Origin of the sequence: Nocardia pneumoniae NBRC 100136 (assembly GCF_000308755.1) — a bacterium.
GTDB classification, from domain to species: Bacteria; Actinomycetota; Actinomycetes; order Mycobacteriales; family Mycobacteriaceae; genus Nocardia; species Nocardia pneumoniae.
This window is the reverse complement of sequence record NZ_BAGF01000075.1, coordinates 161,723-182,489: the sequence shown is the minus strand read 5'-3', so window position 1 is coordinate 182,489 and position 20,767 is coordinate 161,723. Positions and strand designations below refer to the sequence as shown.

Annotated in this window: 18 protein-coding genes; 8 read left to right on the top strand and 10 right to left on the bottom strand. The window is 68.1% G+C overall.

The genetic code is table 11. The annotated features are described in order from the left end of the window. Positions 1-358: 358 nt before the first annotated feature. Both ON34_RS24315 and ON34_RS34950 read right to left on the bottom strand, forming a co-directional pair. Positions 359-2,539: an ATP-binding protein gene (locus tag ON34_RS24315; protein ID WP_157172407.1), complete on the bottom strand. Its 2,181-nt coding sequence runs from the start codon at positions 2,537-2,539 to the stop codon at positions 359-361. Positions 2,540-2,575: 36 nt separating this feature from the next. Further along, positions 2,576-2,923 (bottom strand): ATP-binding protein, encoded by a 348-nt coding sequence (locus ON34_RS34950; protein ID WP_083889719.1) that lies wholly within the window; start codon positions 2,921-2,923, stop codon positions 2,576-2,578. Positions 2,924-3,406: 483 nt separating this feature from the next. Here ON34_RS34950 and ON34_RS24310 point away from each other — a divergent pair, with 483 nt between their 5' ends. After that, positions 3,407-4,597: an NAD(P)/FAD-dependent oxidoreductase gene (locus ON34_RS24310; RefSeq protein WP_040783384.1), complete on the top strand. Its 1,191-nt coding sequence runs from the start codon at positions 3,407-3,409 to the stop codon at positions 4,595-4,597. A 10-nt stretch (positions 4,598-4,607) separates the two neighbouring features. Beyond that, the gene (locus ON34_RS24305) at positions 4,608-5,549 is read left to right on the top strand and encodes a sigma-70 family RNA polymerase sigma factor (protein ID WP_040783382.1); all 942 of its coding nucleotides are present in this window, start codon (positions 4,608-4,610) and stop codon (positions 5,547-5,549) included. Positions 5,550-5,717: 168 nt separating this feature from the next. On the opposite strand, the gene ON34_RS24300 is transcribed toward ON34_RS24305, so the two are convergent. Both ON34_RS24300 and ON34_RS24295 read right to left on the bottom strand, forming a co-directional pair. Beyond that, positions 5,718-6,641: a phosphatidylinositol mannoside acyltransferase gene (locus tag ON34_RS24300; RefSeq protein WP_040783380.1), complete on the bottom strand. Its 924-nt coding sequence runs from the start codon at positions 6,639-6,641 to the stop codon at positions 5,718-5,720. A gap of 151 nt (positions 6,642-6,792) precedes the next feature. Beyond that, entirely contained in the window at positions 6,793-8,790 is a 1,998-nt protein-coding gene (locus tag ON34_RS24295; protein ID WP_040783379.1) for a heavy metal translocating P-type ATPase, read from the bottom strand. Between the two features lie 93 nt (positions 8,791-8,883). Here ON34_RS24295 and ON34_RS24290 point away from each other — a divergent pair, with 93 nt between their 5' ends. The 3 genes from ON34_RS24290 (at position 8,884) to ON34_RS24280 (ending at position 12,406) form a co-directional block, all read left to right on the top strand. Next, complete coding sequence (locus ON34_RS24290; protein ID WP_040783377.1) at positions 8,884-9,246, top strand: ArsR/SmtB family transcription factor; 363 nt, start codon at positions 8,884-8,886, stop codon at positions 9,244-9,246. 730 nt (positions 9,247-9,976) lie between these two features. Continuing rightward, complete coding sequence (locus ON34_RS24285) at positions 9,977-11,101, top strand: EamA family transporter (RefSeq protein ID WP_063821735.1); 1,125 nt, start codon at positions 9,977-9,979, stop codon at positions 11,099-11,101. Positions 11,102-11,200: 99 nt separating this feature from the next. Next, positions 11,201-12,406 (top strand): hypothetical protein, encoded by a 1,206-nt coding sequence (locus ON34_RS24280; protein WP_157172406.1) that lies wholly within the window; start codon positions 11,201-11,203, stop codon positions 12,404-12,406. A gap of 146 nt (positions 12,407-12,552) precedes the next feature. On the opposite strand, the gene ON34_RS24275 is transcribed toward ON34_RS24280, so the two are convergent. Continuing rightward, entirely contained in the window at positions 12,553-12,891 is a 339-nt protein-coding gene (locus ON34_RS24275) for an MmcQ/YjbR family DNA-binding protein (RefSeq protein ID WP_040783373.1), read from the bottom strand. A 178-nt stretch (positions 12,892-13,069) separates the two neighbouring features. On the opposite strand from ON34_RS24275, the gene ON34_RS24270 reads away from it, so the two are divergent. Then, positions 13,070-14,518 (top strand): lipase maturation factor family protein, encoded by a 1,449-nt coding sequence (locus ON34_RS24270; RefSeq protein ID WP_040783371.1) that lies wholly within the window; start codon positions 13,070-13,072, stop codon positions 14,516-14,518. Positions 14,519-14,537: 19 nt separating this feature from the next. On the opposite strand, the gene ON34_RS24265 is transcribed toward ON34_RS24270, so the two are convergent. Next, positions 14,538-15,278 carry an SDR family oxidoreductase gene (locus tag ON34_RS24265; RefSeq protein WP_040783552.1) on the bottom strand — a complete coding sequence of 247 codons (741 nt, stop codon included), beginning with the start codon at positions 15,276-15,278 and terminating at the stop codon, positions 14,538-14,540. 86 nt (positions 15,279-15,364) lie between these two features. Then, positions 15,365-16,363: an SDR family NAD(P)-dependent oxidoreductase gene (locus tag ON34_RS24260; RefSeq protein WP_040783368.1), complete on the bottom strand. Its 999-nt coding sequence runs from the start codon at positions 16,361-16,363 to the stop codon at positions 15,365-15,367. Between the two features lie 112 nt (positions 16,364-16,475). Between ON34_RS24260 and ON34_RS24255 the strand changes: the two genes are divergently transcribed. Together ON34_RS24255 and ON34_RS24250 are read left to right on the top strand one after the other, a co-directional pair. After that, positions 16,476-17,720, top strand: a complete 1,245-nt coding sequence (locus ON34_RS24255) for a sensor histidine kinase (RefSeq protein WP_245548174.1) — start codon at positions 16,476-16,478, stop codon at positions 17,718-17,720. Then, complete coding sequence (locus ON34_RS24250; protein WP_040783364.1) at positions 17,717-18,367, top strand: response regulator; 651 nt, start codon at positions 17,717-17,719, stop codon at positions 18,365-18,367. Before ON34_RS24255 ends, ON34_RS24250 begins: the two co-directional genes overlap by 4 nt. A 174-nt stretch (positions 18,368-18,541) precedes the next feature. Here ON34_RS24250 and ON34_RS24245 read toward each other — a convergent pair whose 3' ends face one another. From ON34_RS24245 to ON34_RS24235, 3 genes are read right to left on the bottom strand one after another with little or no spacing between them, the layout of a single operon-like run. After that, positions 18,542-18,838, bottom strand: a complete 297-nt coding sequence (locus ON34_RS24245; RefSeq protein ID WP_040783362.1) for a DUF1330 domain-containing protein — start codon at positions 18,836-18,838, stop codon at positions 18,542-18,544. A gap of 33 nt (positions 18,839-18,871) precedes the next feature. Further along, positions 18,872-20,305 (bottom strand): MFS transporter, encoded by a 1,434-nt coding sequence (locus tag ON34_RS24240; RefSeq protein ID WP_040783359.1) that lies wholly within the window; start codon positions 20,303-20,305, stop codon positions 18,872-18,874. After that, positions 20,302-20,760, bottom strand: coding sequence for a MarR family winged helix-turn-helix transcriptional regulator (locus tag ON34_RS24235; RefSeq protein ID WP_245548173.1), 459 nt, complete (start codon positions 20,758-20,760; stop codon positions 20,302-20,304). The genes ON34_RS24240 and ON34_RS24235 overlap by 4 nt, the downstream gene beginning before the upstream one ends. Positions 20,761-20,767 lie beyond the last annotated feature (7 nt).

Sequence of the window (20,767 nt, the reverse complement as noted above, 5' to 3'; positions counted from 1 at the left end):
AAATCGTCGCGCAGATATCCGTATGCAAGAGGTAGTAGTGCGGTTGTCATGGGATGATTCGATTTTCCGGTCGGCCGGCCACCAGAGATTGCACATCTGTCAGCCGGATGGATCTGGTCATCGTAGGGCGGCATATACTCACCTGTTTGCCGCCGGCTCGGCATTCGAGCTCGGCCGTCGCACGATTGTGTGGTTGAGGCCTGGTGACGCGGTCGTCACCGAGACCTTCGTCTAAGTGCACGACAACCAGCATGGGCCGTAGGTATAGACCTCCGCATCGGTAATCGATGTGGGACATACCTATGGAAGCTGGATGGGCAGCTCCGAGGTCCGGATCCGCAGGCCTTTCAGATAGTCCCTACTGGCAGCGCGGTCGTCGGGCGGCTTCGTCTCGTACCTGGTCGGCGAATCTACTGGGGATGTGCCCGGATATGTCCGCACGTGACGTGATGTCCAGTTTATTGAAGATCGCCGCGATTTGGGCGTCGACAGTTCGGGGAGACTTTCCGCGGCGGAAGGCAATGTCGATGTTGGTCCACCCCGCCGCGGCCAGGATCGCGACCTGTTGTTCGGTCGGGGTCAGTTCGTGCCAGTGCGATGTGGCGTCCGCGTCCGCTGCAGTATCGATGGTCAGTGTGCCCAGTGCCAGCCGTTGGACTTCGTCTTGTTCCGGACGCAGGCGCATGCCTCGGGCTTCTGCCGCGGCGAAGGCGTCGGGCCCGAGCACTCGGCGGGCGACAGCGATAGCTTTTTCGGATTCGTCGAGCAGGGGCCCCGACGCCTTGATGTCGATGCCGAGCTTGGCTCGCAGGATTGTGGTGCCGCCGGCCAAGTGAGCGATTTCGGTGGCGAGGGCAATCAGTTTCTTGCGGTCGGGTCGTCCGGCGACGATCGAGTCGGTGATGATGTGCGCCAATGACCAGGTCCGGTACTGCACCAGCCACACCGCGGCCCATTGCTCGTTGGTGGCGAGGTGATATGCCAGCGAGGATCGTTCGAGGGCCAGTGCTTCGGTGGGGTTGCCGTGTCGGGTCAAGGCGGCCGACCTGGTGAGTTCGGCGCAAGCCTTTTCCCATGGAATTCCGGAGAGGGTCGCGCGATCGAGGTAACGCTGCGTGATCTCATGGGCTTGCTGCGCGGTTCCCAGCATGCCAGCGGCCAGGGCAGTGAACAGCTCGCTCATTGAGGCAGCGCCGTGGTCGCCGTAGGCCTCGAATTTATCCCGGGCGCGGCTCAGGACGGTGATGGCACGGGCATCACGGCGCGCGAATATCAGCTCCGCCCCCCATGCGAATTCGACTGGAGCGGGCAGCCCGATGTCGGTTTCGGCGGTGTCTCGCCAGTTCCGTCTGGTGTCTGAGTGGGGGATGCAGGCGGCGGCGCAGTCCTCGAGCATCTGTTCGGCATCTTCGAGGGTGCCTTGGAGCGTGGCGAGCCATGCGATGGTGGCCATGGCCCCGATCTGGAGTTCGGTGGGTTGCGGGGTCGCGGCCCGGGTGGCATCGAGGCAGCGTAGGGTCCATTGACGTATTTCTCGTACCGAGCCGCTGGTGAAGCACACCTGCAAGGTGATCAGCCCAAGACAGATCTCCAGACCGTCTCCGGCTCGGCCCGGGGTGCTGATGCTGGTTTCGATCGCGGTGAGGGTGTCGGCCCAGACCGTCCGGGCCCAGTCCAGCAGGTTTTGCCCTTCGGGACTGAACCAGTTGGCTGCGGCGTAGCCGATCCTGTCGTGGTAGTAGCGGCAGTGCCGCTGGGCCAAGCGGGTGGGTTCGTCCACCGTGGCCGTGGAGCGCTGGCGCAGTCGCTGCTGGGCGAATACCCGCAGGCTCTCCACCAGGGAATACCGCACCGAGGTAGCCGTCCTGTGCGCCGTGACCAGCGATTGATCGACAAGGCGCTCGAGCAGGCCCTCGACCTCCTGCCGGTTCAGGGTCGCTGGCGTGTCGCTGGTTTCGTCGTCGCAGCAGACGGTCTCGATGGCTTCCAGCTCGGCGCCCACATCCAGGGCGGCGTCTGTGGTGTCGTCGGGATTGGTGACGTAGCCGGCGGCGAACACCGACAGGCGGTCGAAGAGCAGACGTTCCTTGTCGCTGCACAGCTCATAGGACCACGAGATGACATCGACGACTGCTCGATGACGGGGGTCGGTGCCCACGCGGGGGCCGTACGACCAGCGCAGTCGGGTGTCATCAACGTGGCCGGTGAGCCCGCGCAGGATGGCGGCCAGGGGTTGGCGCAGCAGTCGTGCGGCCGCCAACTGGATATAGAGGGGATGATTGTTGACATGGCGGCAGATCTCGGCGGCGGTGGTGGCCTGGTCTTTGCTGGTGACGGGATGTTCGGTGAGTTCGGCGCGTTGCCGAAACAGGGCCAGTGCGTCGCGGTGCGAGAGAGGCGGAACGGTGATCAGGTGTTCGTCGATCCAGCCGATGGGTTCCCGGCTGGTGGCCACGATGCTCAGCCCCGGTACCGCGTCGATGAGGTCGGCGATCAGGGGCCCGACACCGGAGAGTACGTGCTCGCAGTTATCGAGCACCAGCACGGTGTGCGGGGCCCGTCCGGTGGTGTCGGTTCACGTGAGAGTGTCGACCAAGGCATCCCACGCCGATCGCCCGGAGAAATCCGCCTCGATCACCGCATGGGCAACTTCTTCCGCGACCGCGGTCGTATCCGAATCCGGCGACAGTCGAGCCAGTCGCACCCAGTACGCTCTTGCCTTCCTGGCTTCGGTTTTACCGCAACGGCGCAAGGCTTCGGAAGCCAGGCGGGTCTTGCCGATCCCACCCGGGCCGGTGAGGGTGATCAATCGGGCTGGGCCCAGCAGTAGGGTACTGATTTTCTCCAGCTCCCGGTCTCGACCGACAAAGCTGTGGGTAGGGACCGGTAGGCTGCCTACACCTTCCCGGCGCGGGCCGTCCATACCACACGATTATAGGCCTCGCAATAAGGTCGGGATTGTGTGGAGCCGACCTGTATCGGGATGCTGCGCGCGGAGCGGCGGCGACTCCCGGCCACGATGGGTCGCCGCTCGACCGGCCGAGCTTCACGAGTTCATAGCCTGATTCTGGCGGTGGCATGACCGAAGACGTCCACACCATTCGATTTGGCTGTGAGCGCCACTACAGAAGTTTCCGCACTGGGATCGACAGATCCACGCGGCCGGTCAATTCCAACTCCATCGGACCATCCGGATCGACATAGGTCAGGTCTTGCACCGCACGGTGTACCGTGCTCTGCTTCGCGAAAGCCGTCGATGAGGCCGAGAAACTGATCGGCCCAGCGTGGTGCGGAATGGAGTTCGTCCGCTGGGCGAGCCTGGGGTGATCCACATCACTGGTCAATGCTGTCAGGAATTCGGGGGCTGTCTCGTTCAGGGAGCACGCGAACCAGACAGGAGCGAATCATGAAGCACCGCATCGTCGTCCTCGGGGCCGGATACGCCGGAGCCTTCTCCGCCGGATACCTGGCGCGCCAACTCCACTCCGACGACTTCGAGATCACCGTCGTCAACGCCGAACCCGATTTCGTCGAGCGGCTGCGCCTGCATCAGCTCGCCGCCGGGCAGGATCTCCGCCACCGGCCGCTGGCGGAGGTGTTCGCGGGCACCGGCATCCGGCTACGGGTGGCGCGGGTGACCCACGTCGACGTCGAGCACCGGACGGTCACAGTCGCCGACGGCGAGGGCGTCGACCGGCTCGCATACGACACCCTCCTCTACGCGCTCGGCAGCACCGCCGCCGACCACGGCGTTGCGGGCGTCGACGAACACGCCTTCCACGTGGCCGCGCGACCGGCCGCGCTGCGCCTGCGCGCACGCCTGGATGAGCTGGGCCGGAACGGGAAGGTGCTGGTGGTCGGCGGCAACCTGACCGCGATCGAGGCCGCCACCGAGATCGCCGAATCCCGTCCCGGACTTCGGGTCAGCCTCGCCACCAGCGGCGAACTGGGCGGCTGGCTGGGCGCGAAGGCCCGCCGTCACCTGCTGCGTGCTTTCGACCGGTTCGACATCACGGTGCACGAGCACACCCCCATCGAGCGCGTCGAGGAGGCAGCGGCGTTCGCCGCCGACGGCACCGCTTTCGCCTCCGACGCGACCGTGTGGGCCGCGGGCTTCGCCGTCCACCCGATCGCCGCCGCCAGCGGCCTCGCGGTGGAACCCAACGGCCAGATCACGGTCGACCGTCAGATGCGGTCGGTCTCGCACCCGGATGTCTACGTCGCCGGTGACAGCGTCTTCGTCATCGGCGACAACGGTCGGCCGTTGCCGATGTCCTGCGCTTCCGCGGGATACACCAGCATGCAGGCGACGGCCGCGATCATCGGGGACCGGACCGGGCGCAAGATCGCGACGACCTCGCTGTCGTATGTCGGCAACCACATCAGCCTCGGCCGGAAGGACGGGATCTTCCAGCTGGTCGACGGTGACGCGCGATCGAAGTCGTGGGCCCTCCGTGGCCGGACGGCCGCGCGCGTCAAGTCGGCAATCCTCGACACTGCCGCCTGGAGCCTGAGCCACCCGACCTTCGGAAAGCCGAGTCACAAGTACCGCTCGGCCACTGCTCGAGAGCACTCGCTCGACGTGGTCGCCGCATAGAGTCGTGCTCATGGACACTGCCACCGTGGCGCGTTTCGAGGCCAGCCGCAATCGGCTGGCCTCGCTCGCCTACCGTCTGCTCGGCTCGGCCGCCGACGCCGAGGACACGGTGCAAGACGCGTTCCTGCGGTGGCAGGCCGCCGACCAGGCATACGTCGAGGTGCCCGAGGCATGGCTGACGAAGATCGTCACCAATCTGGCGCTCGACCGGCTCCGTTCGGCGAAGGTGCGGCGCGAACGCGCGGTCGGCGCCTGGATGCCCGAACCGCTGCTCGACGGCGACCCGATGCTGGGCCCGGCCGACACCGTCGAGCAGCGCGAATCGGTGACCCTGGCGGTGCTGACGCTCATGGAGCGTCTGTCGCCGGTCGAACGGGCCGTTTACGTGCTGCGCGAGGCCTTCGCGTACAGCCACGCCGAGATAGCCGAGATTCTCGGCATCACCGAGTCCGCGAGTCAGCAACACGCCCACCGAGCCCGGCGTCGAATCGCCGCCGCCGGCAACGGCGCTGACATCGACCGTGCCTCCGCGCGTCGAATCGTCGAGGCGTTCGTCGATGCCGCCTCATCGGGCCGGACCGAACGACTGGTCGCACTGCTGACCGACGACGCGACCGGCATCTCCGACGGCGCCGGGCTGGGGCTGGCCGAGAAGCTGATCCGGTACGCCACCCCGGAGCGGATCGCCAGCGCGGTGCGGGCCGGCTTCAAACCGTCCGCGGCCAAGCGGAGACTCGCCGGTGGCTCGCCTTCCATCCATGCCGTCGTGGTCAACAACCAACCGGCCATGCTCGCCACGCTCGGCGACCGGGCCGTTGGCGTCGTCATCCTGGAGATCCGGGACGACAAGATCGCGGGCGTGCGCGGCATCGCCGCCCGGGACCGACTCGGTCGCCTCACCGAGCAATGGCGGCGGCAGGAGCATGATTTCCCGCTGATCGAATCGTGGTGAACGGCCGTCCGACAGTGAATCTCGATTACCGTCGAACCATTCGGCGAGCACCGCGGCTCGCCCGTGGTCGACGTCGTGGGCGGCGTTCGCGGTTATCCGGATGACCGTCGCGTACGCTGCTCGGCCAGCTGTGGTTCGGTATCGGAGGGCGAGCCGGTGGTCCGGTGTTCAGTCCCCTGGTGTGTGCGCGTCGCGGCGAGCACGCATGCGGGCTTGGTGGGCCTCGACGTCGGCGGTCCACAGGGGCTGGAGCATGTGCCAGTCGGCGGGGTGTGCGGCGATACCGGCGGCGAATCGATCGGCCAGTTCCTGTGTTGCCGGCTGAACACCGCAGGCGGTGTCGATAGGGGAGTCGATGTGGAATCCCCAGCCGTCCGGCGTGAACCAGCAGTGCACCGGCAGCAGTGGTGCGCCGGTGTCGATCGCCAGGCGTGCCGGACCACTCGGCATGCGAGTCGGCTCCCCGAAGAACGTGACCGGCACACCCGTCCCGGACAGATCGCGTTCACCCAGCAGGCCGACCATCCGTCCCTGTCGAATCCGGGCGACCAGCTGCGGGAACGGCGGTGCCGCGCCGCCGGTGAGCGGGATGATCTCGAATCCCAGACGCTCGCGGAAGCGGACGAAACGCTGGAACAGCGACTCCGGCTCGAGCCTCTCCGCGACGACTGTCGGTGCGCCGACCCGTTGTACGAGCCAGACACCGGCCAGGTCCCAGTTCCCACTGTGCGGCAGCGCGAGCACCGCCCCAGCCCCGTTCTCGACCGCCCGATAGATATGCTCGAGCCCGGTTGCCGAGGACTCGATGGTCTCGGCCAAGCGCACCGGATCCATCGTCGGCAGTCGGAAGGCTTCGCGCCAATAGCGAGCGTAAGAACGAAGGCTCGCGCGAACGAGTTCGGCAGGCACCGCCTGCGGCGAGGTACCCAACACCCGAGACAGGTTGCGCCGCAGCTGGTTCGGCCCACCGCGCCGGGCCGCGTGGTCGGCTGCCGCGTCGAACGCACGAATAGCCCACTGCTCCGGTAGGGCACGCACCAGCCGCCACCCTGCCGCGTATCCGAGATCCCATACCTTTGCTGTGGGTTTCACGAGTCACCCCCGGCGCTCTTGTCGAGAGCCCGCACGAACACATCCGCATATCCGGTCACGACCACGAGATCACCATGGACGGCTGACACTACGCTTCATCCTTCGAGGGTGAGCCTGGGTGGCGGTCCCATTTCGGACAAAGTTGCTTCGGTCACCGACCGGCTTCGGGTAGGGGCCGGGTTCCGGCGGCGCGTTCCCAGGCAGCCCGGCGCAGCAGTCGTAGCCCATTCAGCCCCACGAAGACCGTGGACCCCTCGTGTCCGGCGACGCCCAGCGGCAGGGGCAGGGTACCGACGAGGTCCCAGACGACGAGCACGCCGATGAAGGTGGCGGCAATGGCCACATTGGCCATGACGACTCGACGCGCCTGCCGGGCGAGCGCGATCACCGTGGGAATCGTGGTGAGGTCGTCGCGAACGACGACGGCGTCCGCGGTCTGCAAAGTCAGGTCGGCTCCCGCGCCGCCCATCGCGATGCCCACCTCGGCGGCGGCGAGGGCGGGAGCGTCGTTGATGCCGTCACCGACCACGGTCACCTTTCGTCCGTCGGCCTGTAGCTGCCGCACCGCGATCACTTTGTCGTCGGGCAGTAGTCCGGCACGGACATCGGTGATGCCGACCTCGGCGCCGAGCCGGTCGGCGGTAGCTCGGTTGTCGCCGGTCAGCAGTACCGGCGCGAGGCCGGTCAGTTCGGTGGCGGCGCGCACGGCGGCCGTCGCTTCCGGTCGAAGCTGATCGGAGATGGCCAGCACTCCGATCGGGATTTGCTCGCAGGTCACGACGACGGCGGTGTAGCCCCCCGCCTGTAGGGTGTCGACGGTGGCGCGCGCTGTCGCGGTTTCGGGGGAGCTCTCGGTTTCGGGTCCCATGGTGGCGGGGGAGCCGACAGTGATGAGTCGATCACCGACGCGGGCAGTCACGCCGCGACCGGGATGCGCGGTGAACTCGGCTGTCTCGGGCAGGCTGAGGCCACGGACGCGGGCCGCGCGTACGATGGCCGCCGCCAGCGGGTGCTCGCTGGGCCGCTCGGCGGCCGCCGCGAGTCGCAGAACCTCGCTGTCGCTGAATCGAGAATCCACACAATGGATTTCGAGTACTTCGGCCGCGCCGCGGGTGAGAGTGCCGGTCTTGTCGAACGCGATCCGCCCGGTGGCGCCGAGCTTTTCCATCACCACAGCGGATTTGACCAGCACACCGTGGCGGCCCGCGTTGGCGATCGCCGCCAGCAACGGCGGCATCGTGGCCAGCACGAGCGCACAGGGAGAGGCGACGATCATGAACGTCATCGCGCGCAACAGCGCGCGCTGCACGCTGTCCCCGAGCAGCAGCGGGATGGCGAACACCGCCACGGTGACCACGACCATGCCGATCGAGTAGCGCTGTTCGATTTTCTCGATGAACAGCTGCGTGCGGGCCTTGGTCTGCGCGGCCTGCTCGACCGATGCCGCGATCCGCGCGACCACCGAGTCCTGCGCGCGGCGCTCGACGCGAATGCGCAGGGCGCCGGTGCCGTTGAGAGTCCCGGCGAACACCTCGTCGCCGACGGTTTTGTCCACCGGCAGCGGTTCACCGGTGATGGTGGCCTGGTCGACCTCGCTGCCACCGGAGATCACGGTCGCGTCCGCGGCGATCCGCTCACCGGGCCGCACCATGACGACATCCCCGACACGCAGCTCGGCTGCGTTCACCGTCTGTTCCGCGCCGTCGCCGGTCACCCGGTTCGCCGTGTCCGGCGCGAGATCGAGCAGTCCGCGCACCGAATCCTCGGTCCGGGCGGTGGCCAGTGCTTCCAGAGCGCCGGAGGTCGCGAAGATGACGATCAGCAACGCGCCATCGGTGATCTGGCCGATCGCCGCCGCACCGATCGCCGCGACGACCATGAGCAGGTCGACGTCGAGCGTCTTCTCCCGCAACGCCCGTAATCCCGCCAGCGCCGGTTCCCAGCCGCCTGCGGCGTAGCACGCCAGATACAACGCCCACCACGACCACTGCGGCCCACCGGTCAGTTGCACTGCCAGTCCCGCCACGAACAGCGCCACGGCCAGGGCGGCCCATCGAACCTCGGTCAGTGCGAACAGCCGGGTCCGGCGCACCGGCGCCGGATCGGGTGCCGGGTTCGGTCGAGTCGGCGCGAGTGTCGGCGCGGCCACGATTCACCTCCAGAACAGCCAGGAACAGACCGCCCGACCATATCAGAAAATATGAACAGGTCTTCATTTGTTCCTGAGGTATGCTGTTCCACTATGGGACACGGCGTCAGAGGCAGAGAGCAGCTTGTCGCGCGCCTGGATCCCGAGTCCGCCCAGCACGTCGCGACCACGTTGCAGGCGCTGGCCACCCCGAGCAGGTTGATGATCCTCACCGAGCTGCGCCAAGGCCCGCGCTCGGTGAGCGCACTGGCCGAGGCGATCGGGATGGAGCAATCCGCTGTCTCCCACCAGCTTCGGCTGCTGCGCCACCTGGGATTGGTCACCGGAGCCCGCACCGGCCGCAGCATCGTCTACAGCCTCTACGACAACCACGTCGCCCAGCTGTTGGACGAGGCGATCTACCACAGTGAACACCTGCGCCTCGGACTACCGGACCGTCCCGAGACCGCTGGTTGATCGTCCGCAGAATTCCTTCGGGCCCATAGCACTTCGCGTTGTGGCACCTATCGGCCTCCGGCATCGGCGTACGCGCGGCCGGACCCGTATCGACCGAGGAGGACGGATTCGACCTGGCCCCGGAATCGACAACCCGTGGCCCTTGCTCCGGCTCGCCACCGCAGAGTTCGCGATCTCGCTCGCCGACCGTGGTATCCGCCCAACCTCGAGCATGCCGACCCGATAACGGCCGGGGTGGCAGTGGATCAAGCAAACGTGGGGGAGAGCTCTGAATCACTGTGCGGCTGAGCGCTTATCGATCACATCGTTTCTTGTGTCCCACGGCACAGCGCCATACACATCTCGCAACATTCCTACCGGGTTCTGGCAACCAACCGGTTGACAAATCGTTGCTTAGCGAAGCTAGCGTCTCCCGCTGTGAAACACGGCCGCGCGCAGCGCCCCGACACCGTCCATCCTGGAGTGGACCGGCCTGAATCGGGTCTCCTACGCCGCTCGGTCGACACCGCCGTGAATCCGGAGCCGACACCTCGCTACGACCCAGCACAGTCGCGGGCCGAGCACGGGCTCGCGGGTGGCGAGCCGAGACGCCGCCGGGAATCACTCGATTCACGCCCTCGCCGATCCATGCGCAGAGGTCGGCGAGGCGTGAGTTGTCCGAATCCTGCTCATGCACAAACACATCCGCTTACGCACCCGGGCATAACGCGTCCCCGAAACGGAGCAACACGTGGTCGTCAGTCCTGTCCAGGACACCCCCGCACACAGCGCGTCGCGCGTCGCCCCGCAACGCGGCGGCGTGCCCACCTCGCTTCTCGTGGTCGTCGCGATGGTCAGCATCCAGCTCGGCGCGGTCGTCGCCAAACACCTGTTCTCGATCGCCTCGCCAACAACCGTCGCGTGCGCCCGGATCGTGCTGGGCGGTGTGTTCGCCATGCTGTTGTGGCGGCCTGCGCTGCGGGTCGAGCGCACAGCGATGCTCCCGATCGCCGGGCTCGGCGTCGCGATAGCGGGCATGAACCTGTGCTTCTACGCGGCGCTGGATCGCATTCCACTGGGTATGGCGGTGACCATTGATTTCCTCGGCCCACTCACCATCGCCCTGATCGGGTCGCGGCGCTGGCACGACGCGCTGTGGGTGGCGCTCGCGGGCGCGGGCGTGCTGCTGCTGGTCGACACCGAAGGACCGCTGTCGTGGAGCGGCGTGCTGTTCGCGGTGGCCGCCGGTGCCGGGTGGGGCGCCTACATCGCGTGCAGCGCCGTGGTCGGCAGGCACACCGCCGGGCACGACGGATTGGCCTTGGCCATGGGATTCGGCGGGCTGCTCGCGTTGCCGCCGGTGCTCGCGAATGATGCCGCGATACTGGTGAATCCGGTGTTCCTCGCCGGGGCGGCGACGCTGGCGGTGCTGTCCTCACTCGTGCCGCACGCGATCGAGTTGGAGGCGCTGCGCAGGATCACGCCAGCGGTGTTCGGCGTGATGATGAGCCTGGAACCCGCGGTGGCCGCAGGCGTCGGACTGCTGCTGCTCGGCGAGCAGTTGCGGGTGGTCCAGTGGCTGGGGATCGGCATGGTGATCATCGCCTGCGCCGGGTCGGCACGCGGTCCTGTCGACGCGCGGTCTCGCGTGGCTCCCAAACAGCGCTGGCTGCCTTTGCGTTCCAGGGGGGTGAACAAGCGCTCGATTCGGCACAACTCGGGTGTCACGGACCGCGATTGCGTGAAACTCGCTGTCACTCAACCGGATTTTGGCGCCGCTGCCAGCAGCGCCGCGATTTCGCCGGATGGGCACGACTCACCGGATTCCAGGGAAACTCGGATCACCAGTGAGATAAGCAACATCAAATCTCGGTGAACTTTTCGCATCTACCCCTGGGTACGTGATCGAATGCTCTGCAACTGACGTCGAACCCGCTGTGCCGGCACGGGTCCATGCATCCAGGAGGTTGTAGCTGTGGTCGACGCGAGCGTGCCCACGCTACGTCCATCCGAGCTGGAAGAATTGGCCAAGCGGGGCGCCATTCCCGATGGCCCGACCCGGCAGCTCGGATCGCGACGAGTACCCGATGGACCGACCCGGCGGCTGGGATCGCGACAGGTTCCCGATGGCCCCACCCGCCAGGTCGGGTATCGACAGCTCAGAACCCGGCCGTCCCGCATGGTCACCTTTCCGGAGACGACCGGAGGCGAGCTGCTGCCGCAGATCTCGGATGGAGACGTCACCACGTTTCGAGCGGACGCCTACCGGAGCCTGCCGCCCGACGAGTTCGCGCGCGTCGACGCCGTGTACACCCAAGGAATCCGAGCGACCTGCCGGTGGCTGGCCGAACACGGCGGGCAGCCGTGTCACCACGACCTCGATCAGCACGAGCGCAGTTGGGTCGACCCAGGGGGCGCCGGTCTCGCCGCGCACATGCTGACGGTTCTTCGACCGCGCCTGTCCGTGTCGGACCGCATCCGACAGGGTTCCGGCGGCGGATTGGTCGACGAGTGGAACGACATCCTGAGCCTGTATCGGTTCCTCGGCGGTCTCGTCGCCGATAGTCCCAGCCGCGGACACACCGTCACTCGTCTGCGCGGCGCTCAAGCCGCGTTCCTGCTGCACGGTCTGCGCCTGGATCTGCCACCCGATCTCGCGTACTCGGTGGGGCCGGGGCTGACCACGATTCCCATCGATCAGGCGATCATCACCCGCATCCGCGCCAGGACCGACAACCCGGTGGACGCCGCCGCGCTCGCCACCGCATTGTTCACCGGTGCTACCGCGATGGAGCTCAACGCGATTCCTTGCGTCGCCCTCACCGCGGACGCGCTGATCTTCAACGGCCCGATCGGCTACGCGCATGCTCCCGACTTATACGTATGGGTGATACCGCCGTTGGCGCGTCCGCTGCTCTACGATGCCCGCGTCCATCGGGAAGCGCACGACACCCCCGACAGCAAACTGTTCGTCGGCGCCGTCGGTGGAGCGGGCTTCCGTCTGCGCAGAATCGCCGCGGCATGCGAGGTGACCCTCCCGGACCTGTACCACTGGCACCACAGCTGGATACGACAAGCCGGACTGCTCCGCATGTCCGAACAACCGACCCCGGTTCGCAACACCGATCTGCTGTTCGGCCTGAAGCTCGCTCCACGCCCGCGCCGCCGCCGCGCACGCTGATCACCGGCGCGGCCGGACCGATCAACCGGTTTTGGCGCCGAGAGCGCGGAGAAGCGTGTCGGTGAGGCTGTCGAGGTACCCGGGCTCGATGGTCGACGGTTCGGCGGATGTGTTGCCGCACCCTTGAAAGACGCCGGGGTAGGACCTCATCCGGCGTCGTCGACCAGATCTCGCGGGGCCGCTTGCCGCCAGGAATCGAGAACGATGGCTTCCAGCTCGTCGCGGTCGTCCAGCGCGGCGAGACGCACACGGACCCAGGCGTTGTTGGCTTCGTGCGCGGCGATCCAGAACTTCTCCGGCTCGGCCACGACGAGTTCGTCGCGGTCGGCGATGGGGCAGCGGACCGCCATCGACGTCTCGGCCTCCGGAAGCGTGAGGAACAACTTGCCCGCGACCCGGAAAGTCGGCATTCCCCACGTGAACTGCTCGGATGTTTCCGGCAGTGACAAGGCAAAGGCGCGGGCATCGTCCCCGGTGGCACTCATACGCGGAATCCTTCCAGGCAGCACCGACACTCGCGAACGCGCTCAGATCGACGCTGAATTCCGGCATGGCGCGACCCCATGTAGCGGAGCTTCCGGCATCCGCCCTCGGGTTGCGCGCTGCCGGGTTAAGGTAGGCGAAGGTGGGTTACGAACGTCCGCGATCCGAGGAGTTGCGGGCATGGAATGCTTCACCGCACCCGAATACTGGTTGGGCAGGCAGGTACTGACGCGCGGCGCCGCGGCCATCTATCTGATCGCCTTCATCACGGCCGCCCGGCAGTTCCGGGCGCTGATCGGCGAGCACGGCATGTTGCCGGTGCCGCGATTGCTGGCGCGGCGATCCGTCCGGGAGGCGCCGAGCATCTTTCATGCCCACTATTCCGACCGCTTCTTCGCCGCGGTCTGCTGGATCGGTGCGGCGCTGTCCGCGGCGATGGTCGCGGGCCTGGCCGATGTGGTGCCGCTGTGGGCGGCGATGCTGCTGTGGCTGACGCTGTGGGTCCTCTATCTGTCCATCGTCAACGTGGGGCAGGCGTGGTACTCGTTCGGGTGGGAGTCCCTGCTGCTGGAGGTCGGCTTCCTCGCGATATTCCTCGGCAACGACCGCACCGCGCCTCCGGTGCTGGTGTTGTGGGCGGCGCGCTGGCTGCTGTTCCGCGTCGAGTTCGGCGCGGGACTGATCAAGATGCGCGGCGACACGTGCTGGCGTGATCTCACCTGCCTGTACTACCACCATGAGACCCAGCCGATGCCAGGGCCGCTGAGCTGGTTCTTCCATCACCTGCCCAAGCCGCTGCATCGAGTCGAGGTCGCGGCCAACCACTTCGCGCAACTCGTCGTGCCTTTCGGCTTGTTCGCGCCGCAGCCGGTGGCGAGCATCGCCGCGGCCATCATCCTGGTCACCCAGCTGTGGCTGGTGCTGTCCGGAAACTTCGCGTGGCTGAATTGGCTGACGATCATCCTCGCCGGTAGCGCGATCAGTCAGTCCTCGGCGGCAGCGGTGCTTCCGGTGCCGACCCCGCCCTCGCTGCCGGAACCACCGCCATGGTTCGCGGGCCTGGTCATGGCGTTCACGGTGCTGGTGGTGTTCCTGAGTTACTGGCCTATGCGCAACATGATCTCCAGTCACCAGCTCATGAACCGGTCGTTCAACTCCTACCACCTGGTCAACACCTACGGCGCCTTCGGCACTGTCGGCCGGATCCGCTTCGAGGTGGTGATCGAGGGAACCGAGGACCAGACGATCACCGAACGGACCGAATGGAAGGAATACGAATTCAAAGGCAAACCCGGCGATCCGCGCCGCCTCCCGCGGCAATGGGCCCCCTATCATCTGCGACTGGACTGGCTCATGTGGTTCGCCGCCTTCTCCCCGCATTATGCGCGGGACTGGCTCGGCCCGTTCCTGGTGCGACTACTGGAGAACGATCGGGCGACCGTGCGCCTACTCCGGCGCAACCCCTTCCCCGAGTCCCCGCCGCGCTACGTGCGCGCGCAACTGTACGAATACCGATTCACCACGCCCCGCGAGCTGGTTAGCACCAGAGCCTGGTGGCACCGCACGCTGGTGAGTCGATACGTCCCACCGGTGGCGCTGACCGGCGACCGACACCTCGGCGGAGAATGACGGTGACGCGGTCGGGAATTCAGTGGGTCTTCTGGAGCCAGTCCCGGTAGTGCGTGGATGCCAGCCGTGCGTCCGGTCCTGCGGTGAGCACGTCACCGGTGACGACGGCGAACATACCGGCTTTGTCATCGGTGATGACCGTCCGGGTGTCGTGCCGCGCAGCCAGAGTGAGCCTGCCGAGTTCGTCCAAGCGAAAGACGTCCGGACCCGCCACGTTGCGGATGCCCCGCAGCGGCTTTCCGGTGGAGACCTCGACGACCGCGTCGACCACGTCCGCGGCGGCGATCGGCTGAAGGGGGGCGGCGGGCAGGCGAACGGTGTCGCCGTCGGAGGTATCGGCCAAGACCGCGTCCATGAACTCGAAGAATTGGGTGGCGCGCACGATGGAATACGGCGTCGGACCCTGCCGGAGCAGGTCCTCCTGCAGGGTCTTGGCCCGGTAGTAATCCAGCTCGGGCACCTGGTCCACTCCGACGATCGAGAGGACGACCTGGTGCCCGACACCGGCCCGGTCTCCCGCGGCGAGCAGGTTGTTCATGGAGGTGCGGAAGAAGTCCAAGGACGCCTCGTCGAAGGTCGGCGAGTTCGCCACGTTGACCACGACGTCGACACCCTCCAGCGCTTGGTCCAGGCCCTGTCCCGTGATCAGGTCGACACCGGTGGACGGCGCCGCGGGGACGGCCTCGTGTCCGCCCGCGGTCAGCTTCCGCACCACCTGCGAGCCGATTCGTCCGGTACCGCCGATCACTGCGAACTTCATGGTTCCCACCTTTCACGGCGTGTCCGGGGCCCTGCTTCCTCCTTCGCGGGCGAAACGCCGCTCGATCCATCCGAGGGGTTCTCGACCTACGCGTGCGCTGTCTTTCCGCCGTCGATGACGAGCTGCGCTCCGGTGAGGTACGGATGTTCCGGTGAGGCGAGGGTGAGGGCGAACGACGCGATCTCGTTCGCGGTCGCCAGTCGGCCCAGGCCGGGCACATTGCTGCCTGCCCACTGTTTCATGAGGACCTGCCAGGCGTCGTCGGGCAGGCTCTCCATACCGGCCGCACGGCGCACCAGTTCGGTGTCGGTGGTGCCGGGAACCAGCGCGTTGACCCGGATGCCGTCCGCGGCGTAGTCGAGTGCGGCGGACTGAACGAGCCCGACCAGACCGCGCTTGCTCGCCGTGTAAGCGCCGCGGCCGGAGTCGGTCGCGAGGGCATTGCTCGACGAGGTGACCACTATGGTGCCGCCGCCGCTGTGAATCATATGCGGCACTTCGTATTTCATGGCCAAGAAGGTTCCGCGCAGGTTGGTGTGCACGACCCGATCGAATTCCTCCGCGCTGTACTCGTGCAGTTTCTTCTGAATGGTGATGCCCGCGTTGTTGAAAGCGACATGCAGCCCGCCGTAGGTGGTGACCGCCGCGTCGACGAAGGCGCGGACTTCCGCTTCGACCAGGACGTCGGCCCGGAAGTAGGTCGCCTCCCCACCGGCCTCTCGGATCTCGCGTTCCACCGCACGCCCGCGCTCGGTGCGCCTTCCGCAGAACGCGACGCGGCCGCCTTCGGCGGCGAACAATCGTGCGGCCGCGGCGCCGATTCCGGAGGTCGCCCCGGTGATCAGCACCGTCTTGTTCTCGAAGCGCCGCAGCCAGGAGGCCCCGAGCGGCGGCCTGACCGCGGCGTCCGGAGGATTCGAATCCGCTCCCAGCGCGATCCCTTCGGCCAAGCCCGCGGCCGCACCCACCGCGAGCCCCGACGCGGCCGCGACGGTGCCGAGCAGTTTCCTGCGGCTGGGGCGCGCCTCTGGGTATGCCGTCTCGCGGGCCGGATCGGACGCGATGTGCTGATCTTCGTTCGTCATGGCACCACTGTCGCGAGGTCGCCGTTGCCGCGAATCCGCCATCGAGCCCGAGATTCCGGCCGCTCGGAGGACCCGCGCTCGTGAGGTGTCTCCTCCCCACGGAGGAACCGCGTTGCCCCGGCCGCCCGGCATGATGGTCGGCGTGTGGAAAGCTACTGGTGTGTCCCGTGGCGTCGAGTCTTGGCTCGACGTGCGGTTCGTTCCGGTGCGGCTGCTCCTTCTGGCGGTGCCCGCCGTCGGGTGCCTGCTCTTCTTGGTCGACGGCGCGAGCACGGTGGACTGGACGATCGCGATGGCTGCCATCGTCGTCGCTGCCATGGGGGTGCGCCGACCGTTCGTGACCGCACTCGTGGTGGCCGGTCTGTTGTTGCTCGGATTCGAGTTCGGCGACACCGGCCCGGTGGTGCCCAAAGTCGCGGCGGCCGTCACGCTGGCCGAACTGTCGGCGCGTCGAGGCGGGTGGCCTCCGCTGGCCGCCGCGGGCGCGGTAGCCACCGCCTATGTGCTGCATCCGACCGGCGATCTCGCCGCGAACGGCTACCGGGCGGTGGTCATGGCAGGGGCTCCACTGCTGATCGGCGGCCTGCTGCGCGCGGCGCGCGAAAGTACGGAGCGCGCCGAACACGAGGCCCGCGAACTCGCGCGACGGCGGGACAGCGAAGTGGCGGCGGCGCGGGCGCTGGAACGCACCGCTATCGCCAGGGAGCTGCACGATCTGATCGCCCACCACGTGTCCTCGACGGTGCTGCGGGTCGGCGTGGCCAGGCACGCGTTGACCGACGCGCCGCCCGTCGCGCTGGAAGTGCTCGACGACATCCACGCCAGCGGCAAGGAAACGCTCGCCGATCTGCGCAGGCTCGTCGCCATCCTGCGCGACCCCGCGATGGCGGGCGAATCCTTCATCGCACCGGCGGACCTTCCCGCCGCGCTCGACGCGGTCGTGACTCGCGCCCGCCAGCTGGATGTCACGGTGACCGCCACGGTGGACGACGAGATCACCGCGGTCGACGCGGTGCTCGCGCTGACCCTGCTGCGGCTGACCCAAGAGGGGATCGCGAACATCGTCGAGCACGCCGGGCCGGGTACGTCAGCCACGCTGACCGTCACCGTGCGCGCCGCCGAGGCGGTTCATTTCTCCTTGTGCGACAGCGGGTTCCGTGCCGGTTCCGCGCCTGCACGGCCGAAGTCGACCGCTCGACGCGACGAGAACCGTCGAGTGCCGAGCGATCACGGCCTCGGCCTGATCGGGCTGCGCGAGCGCGTGGAGCTGCTGGGCGGCGAGCTGACCGCGGGGCCATCCGGTCCTGGCTGGCTGGTCACCGCGTGCCTGCCCCTGCGGGACGGAGTGGTTTCGTGACGGTTCGGGTCCTGCTCGTCGACGACCAGCAGCTGGTTCGCGCCGGTTTGCGCATGCTCTGTCAGACCGACGCCGAACTCGAGGTGGTGGGGGAGGCAGCCGCGGGCGCGGACGCCGTGCGCCTCGCCGAACAGCTCTGTCCCGACGTCGTCTTGATGGACCTGCGCATGCCGGGGATGGACGGAATCCGTGCCACCGCGACCATTCTCGCGGCCCGGCCCGCCACGAGGGTCCTCGCGTTGACCACCTTCGACGACGACGATCACCTTTATCCGGCCCTGGCCGCGGGCGCCTGCGGGTTCCTGGTCAAAGACGCCGCACCGGCGGAACTGCTGCACGGCATCCACCGCGCCGCCGCCGGTGACCACCCGTTCTCACCCGATGTCCTGCGCCGCGTCGTCGATTCCGCCCTGGCGCAGCACCGGCCGACCACACCCGAGCGTCCGGACCAGCGCGCGCCGCGGGGACTGACTCCCCGGGAGACCGAAGTACTCGCACTCGTCGCCGATGGCCTCGGCAACGCGGAGATCGCCGAGCGCCTGCATCTCGGCGTCACCACCGTGAAAACCCACATCACCAACCTGATGACCAAAACCGGCGCATCCAACCGAGTTCAACTCGCGGTCCTCGGCGTCCGAGCGCGCTGAGTCCAGCTATGGGGGGTCGTGGGTCACGAACACCGGCCCGTGGGCACGGCGGCGGATCGGCCTGGGCAAGAGCCGGGCGGTGCCGGCATCCCGGTACACGGTTTCCAGGACGTCAACTGCCCGTCCTCGAGATTCCCGACAGAGTCCTTCAGTGAAGATCCGACTGGACCTCGGTCAGTCGAGGCCTTCGACGATGCGGAAGTCACGCTCGAAGCCGTCGGGGAGTTCGGCCAGCGCCTTCTGGTAGGCCGCGCTCGCGCGTGCGGCGACCGCCTGTTCGAAGCTGTCGAACTCGATCAGGACGACGCGCTCGGCGATTCCGGCTTCGTGTGCGTCGACCCGGCTGCCGATGCTGGCGAGCACCCGCCCGCCCGCGGCCGCGACGGCTAGACCTGCCAGTTCGTTGTAGACATCAAGCCTCTCGGGGTCCTCGATGGTGGGGTAGACGCTGACCCAGTAGCCCTTGGGCATGGAACCTCCAGTGTTGGAATGAGTGCATCTGACTTACGGGTTGGTCTTCGACGAGCGTCGGCGGGCGAGGGCGAGGCTGGTCATCGTCGTGATCGCCATCGCGGCGACGCCGACCAGCGCTGCCGTGGTGTAGGCGTCGTCGCTCGGGAAGAGGCGGCCGGGGCCGGTGCCCGCGGCCAGGACCAGACCGCCGATGGCGCTGCCCAGCGAGTACCCGACGCTGCGGACGACGTAGTTGAAGCTCATGGCGCTCGACGTCTCGCTCTTGGGGGTGACGGCCAGGATGACGCCGGGCATCGCGGCCGAGAAGCCGCCGACGCCGAAGCCGAGCACGCCCATCGCCGCGAACAGTTCGGCCAGGTCCGACCGGGCCGCCGCGAACAGGGCGAACCCGCCGCCGACGATGGCGGCGCTGCCGGCCAGGAGCAGGGGGTCGGCGATCCGCGTCCGGACCCGCGGCGTGAGCTTGCCGGCGACGAAGCCCAGCACCGAGAACGGGATGAGGACCAGCCCGGCGACGAAGGTGGTCAGCCCGAAGCCGTAGCCGGCGCCGTGCGGCGTCTGCGCGTACCGGGTGATGAGCGTGAGCAGGAGGTACATGCCGATCCCGCCGACGAACATGGCGAGGTTCGCCCCGGCGACCGCCGGGTGCCGCACCGCCCGCACATCGACCAGGGGCGTCGTGCTGCGCAGCTCCATGACGGCCCAGACGCAGAGCAGCACCACCGCGACGACGGCGAGACCCGCCGCCACGGCGAGGTGCCGGCTCCACAGATTCCGTTCGCCGGCGAGGAACAGCACCAGGAGCAGCGCAGCGGCCAGGACGACCGCGCCTGCCACGTCCACGTGGGCGGCGCGGCCTTCGGGGGCCTCGGGCATGGAGCGCCACGCGGTCAGGAGGGCGGCGGCGGTGACGACCAGGCCGAGGCCGTAGGCGGCCCGTACCCCGCCGAGCTCGGCGAGCAGTGCGGCCAGCGGGTAGCCGACGCCGGCCCCGATGATCGAGACCACCGAGATCAGGGCGATCACGGCCGCGCTGCGCTCCTCGGGGAGGTGGTCCCGGGCCACGCCCATCATCAGCGCCGTCAGCCCGAGCCCGACGCCCTGGGCCGCCCTGCCGGCCAGCAGCGACGCGAACGGCAGCGGCAGCACGGTGAGCGCGCTGCCGGCGACGACGACCGCCAGGGTGGCGAGGATCGTGGCCCGCCGGTGCGGGCCGGCTCCGAGCCGGCCCAGGACCGGCGTGGCAACGGCGCCGCTGAGCAGCGCGACGGTCAGCGTCCACTGCGCGCTGCCGAGCGAGACGTGGAACGAGGTCGCCACGCTGGTGATGAGCGGCGCCCCGAGGCTGCCGACCGCCGCCACGACCAGAGCGATGAACATCAGGGCGGGGACCAGCAGCCGCGCTTCGGAACGCGCCACCGGGAACGCCTTCACCGCGACCCCGCCGACCGGCTGCCCGGTCACTGCTTCGGCCCATCGCGGTCCTGGCTTTCGAGCTCTGCCAGATGCTTCAGCGCCGGAAGGGCCGCCACCAGCGCCTCGACCTCGTCGCCGGTGAGCTCGCTGATCAACCGCTCGAACGCGTGGACGCCCGCCTGGCGCCGCGTCCGCACATAGGAGGCGCCGGCCTCGGTCAGGCACACCAGCGTGACCCGCTTGTCGGACGCGTCGCCCCGCCGCTCGACCAGGCCGGACTCCTCCATCACCCGGACCAGGGCGGTCATCGCGGGCTGGGTGACGCCCTCGACCGCGGCCAGATCGGTGATGCGCCGCGGGCCGGTCCGGTCCAGGGTGGCCAGGGTGGCGGCGGACGTCAGGCTCATGTCCCGGGGCAGGCGTCTCGCGGCCCTGGTGGCCAGGCCGTAGAGGGCTGCCCCGATGGCGGCGGACGCGCCAGGAGCGGCGTCTTGACGACTCATGCTCGAA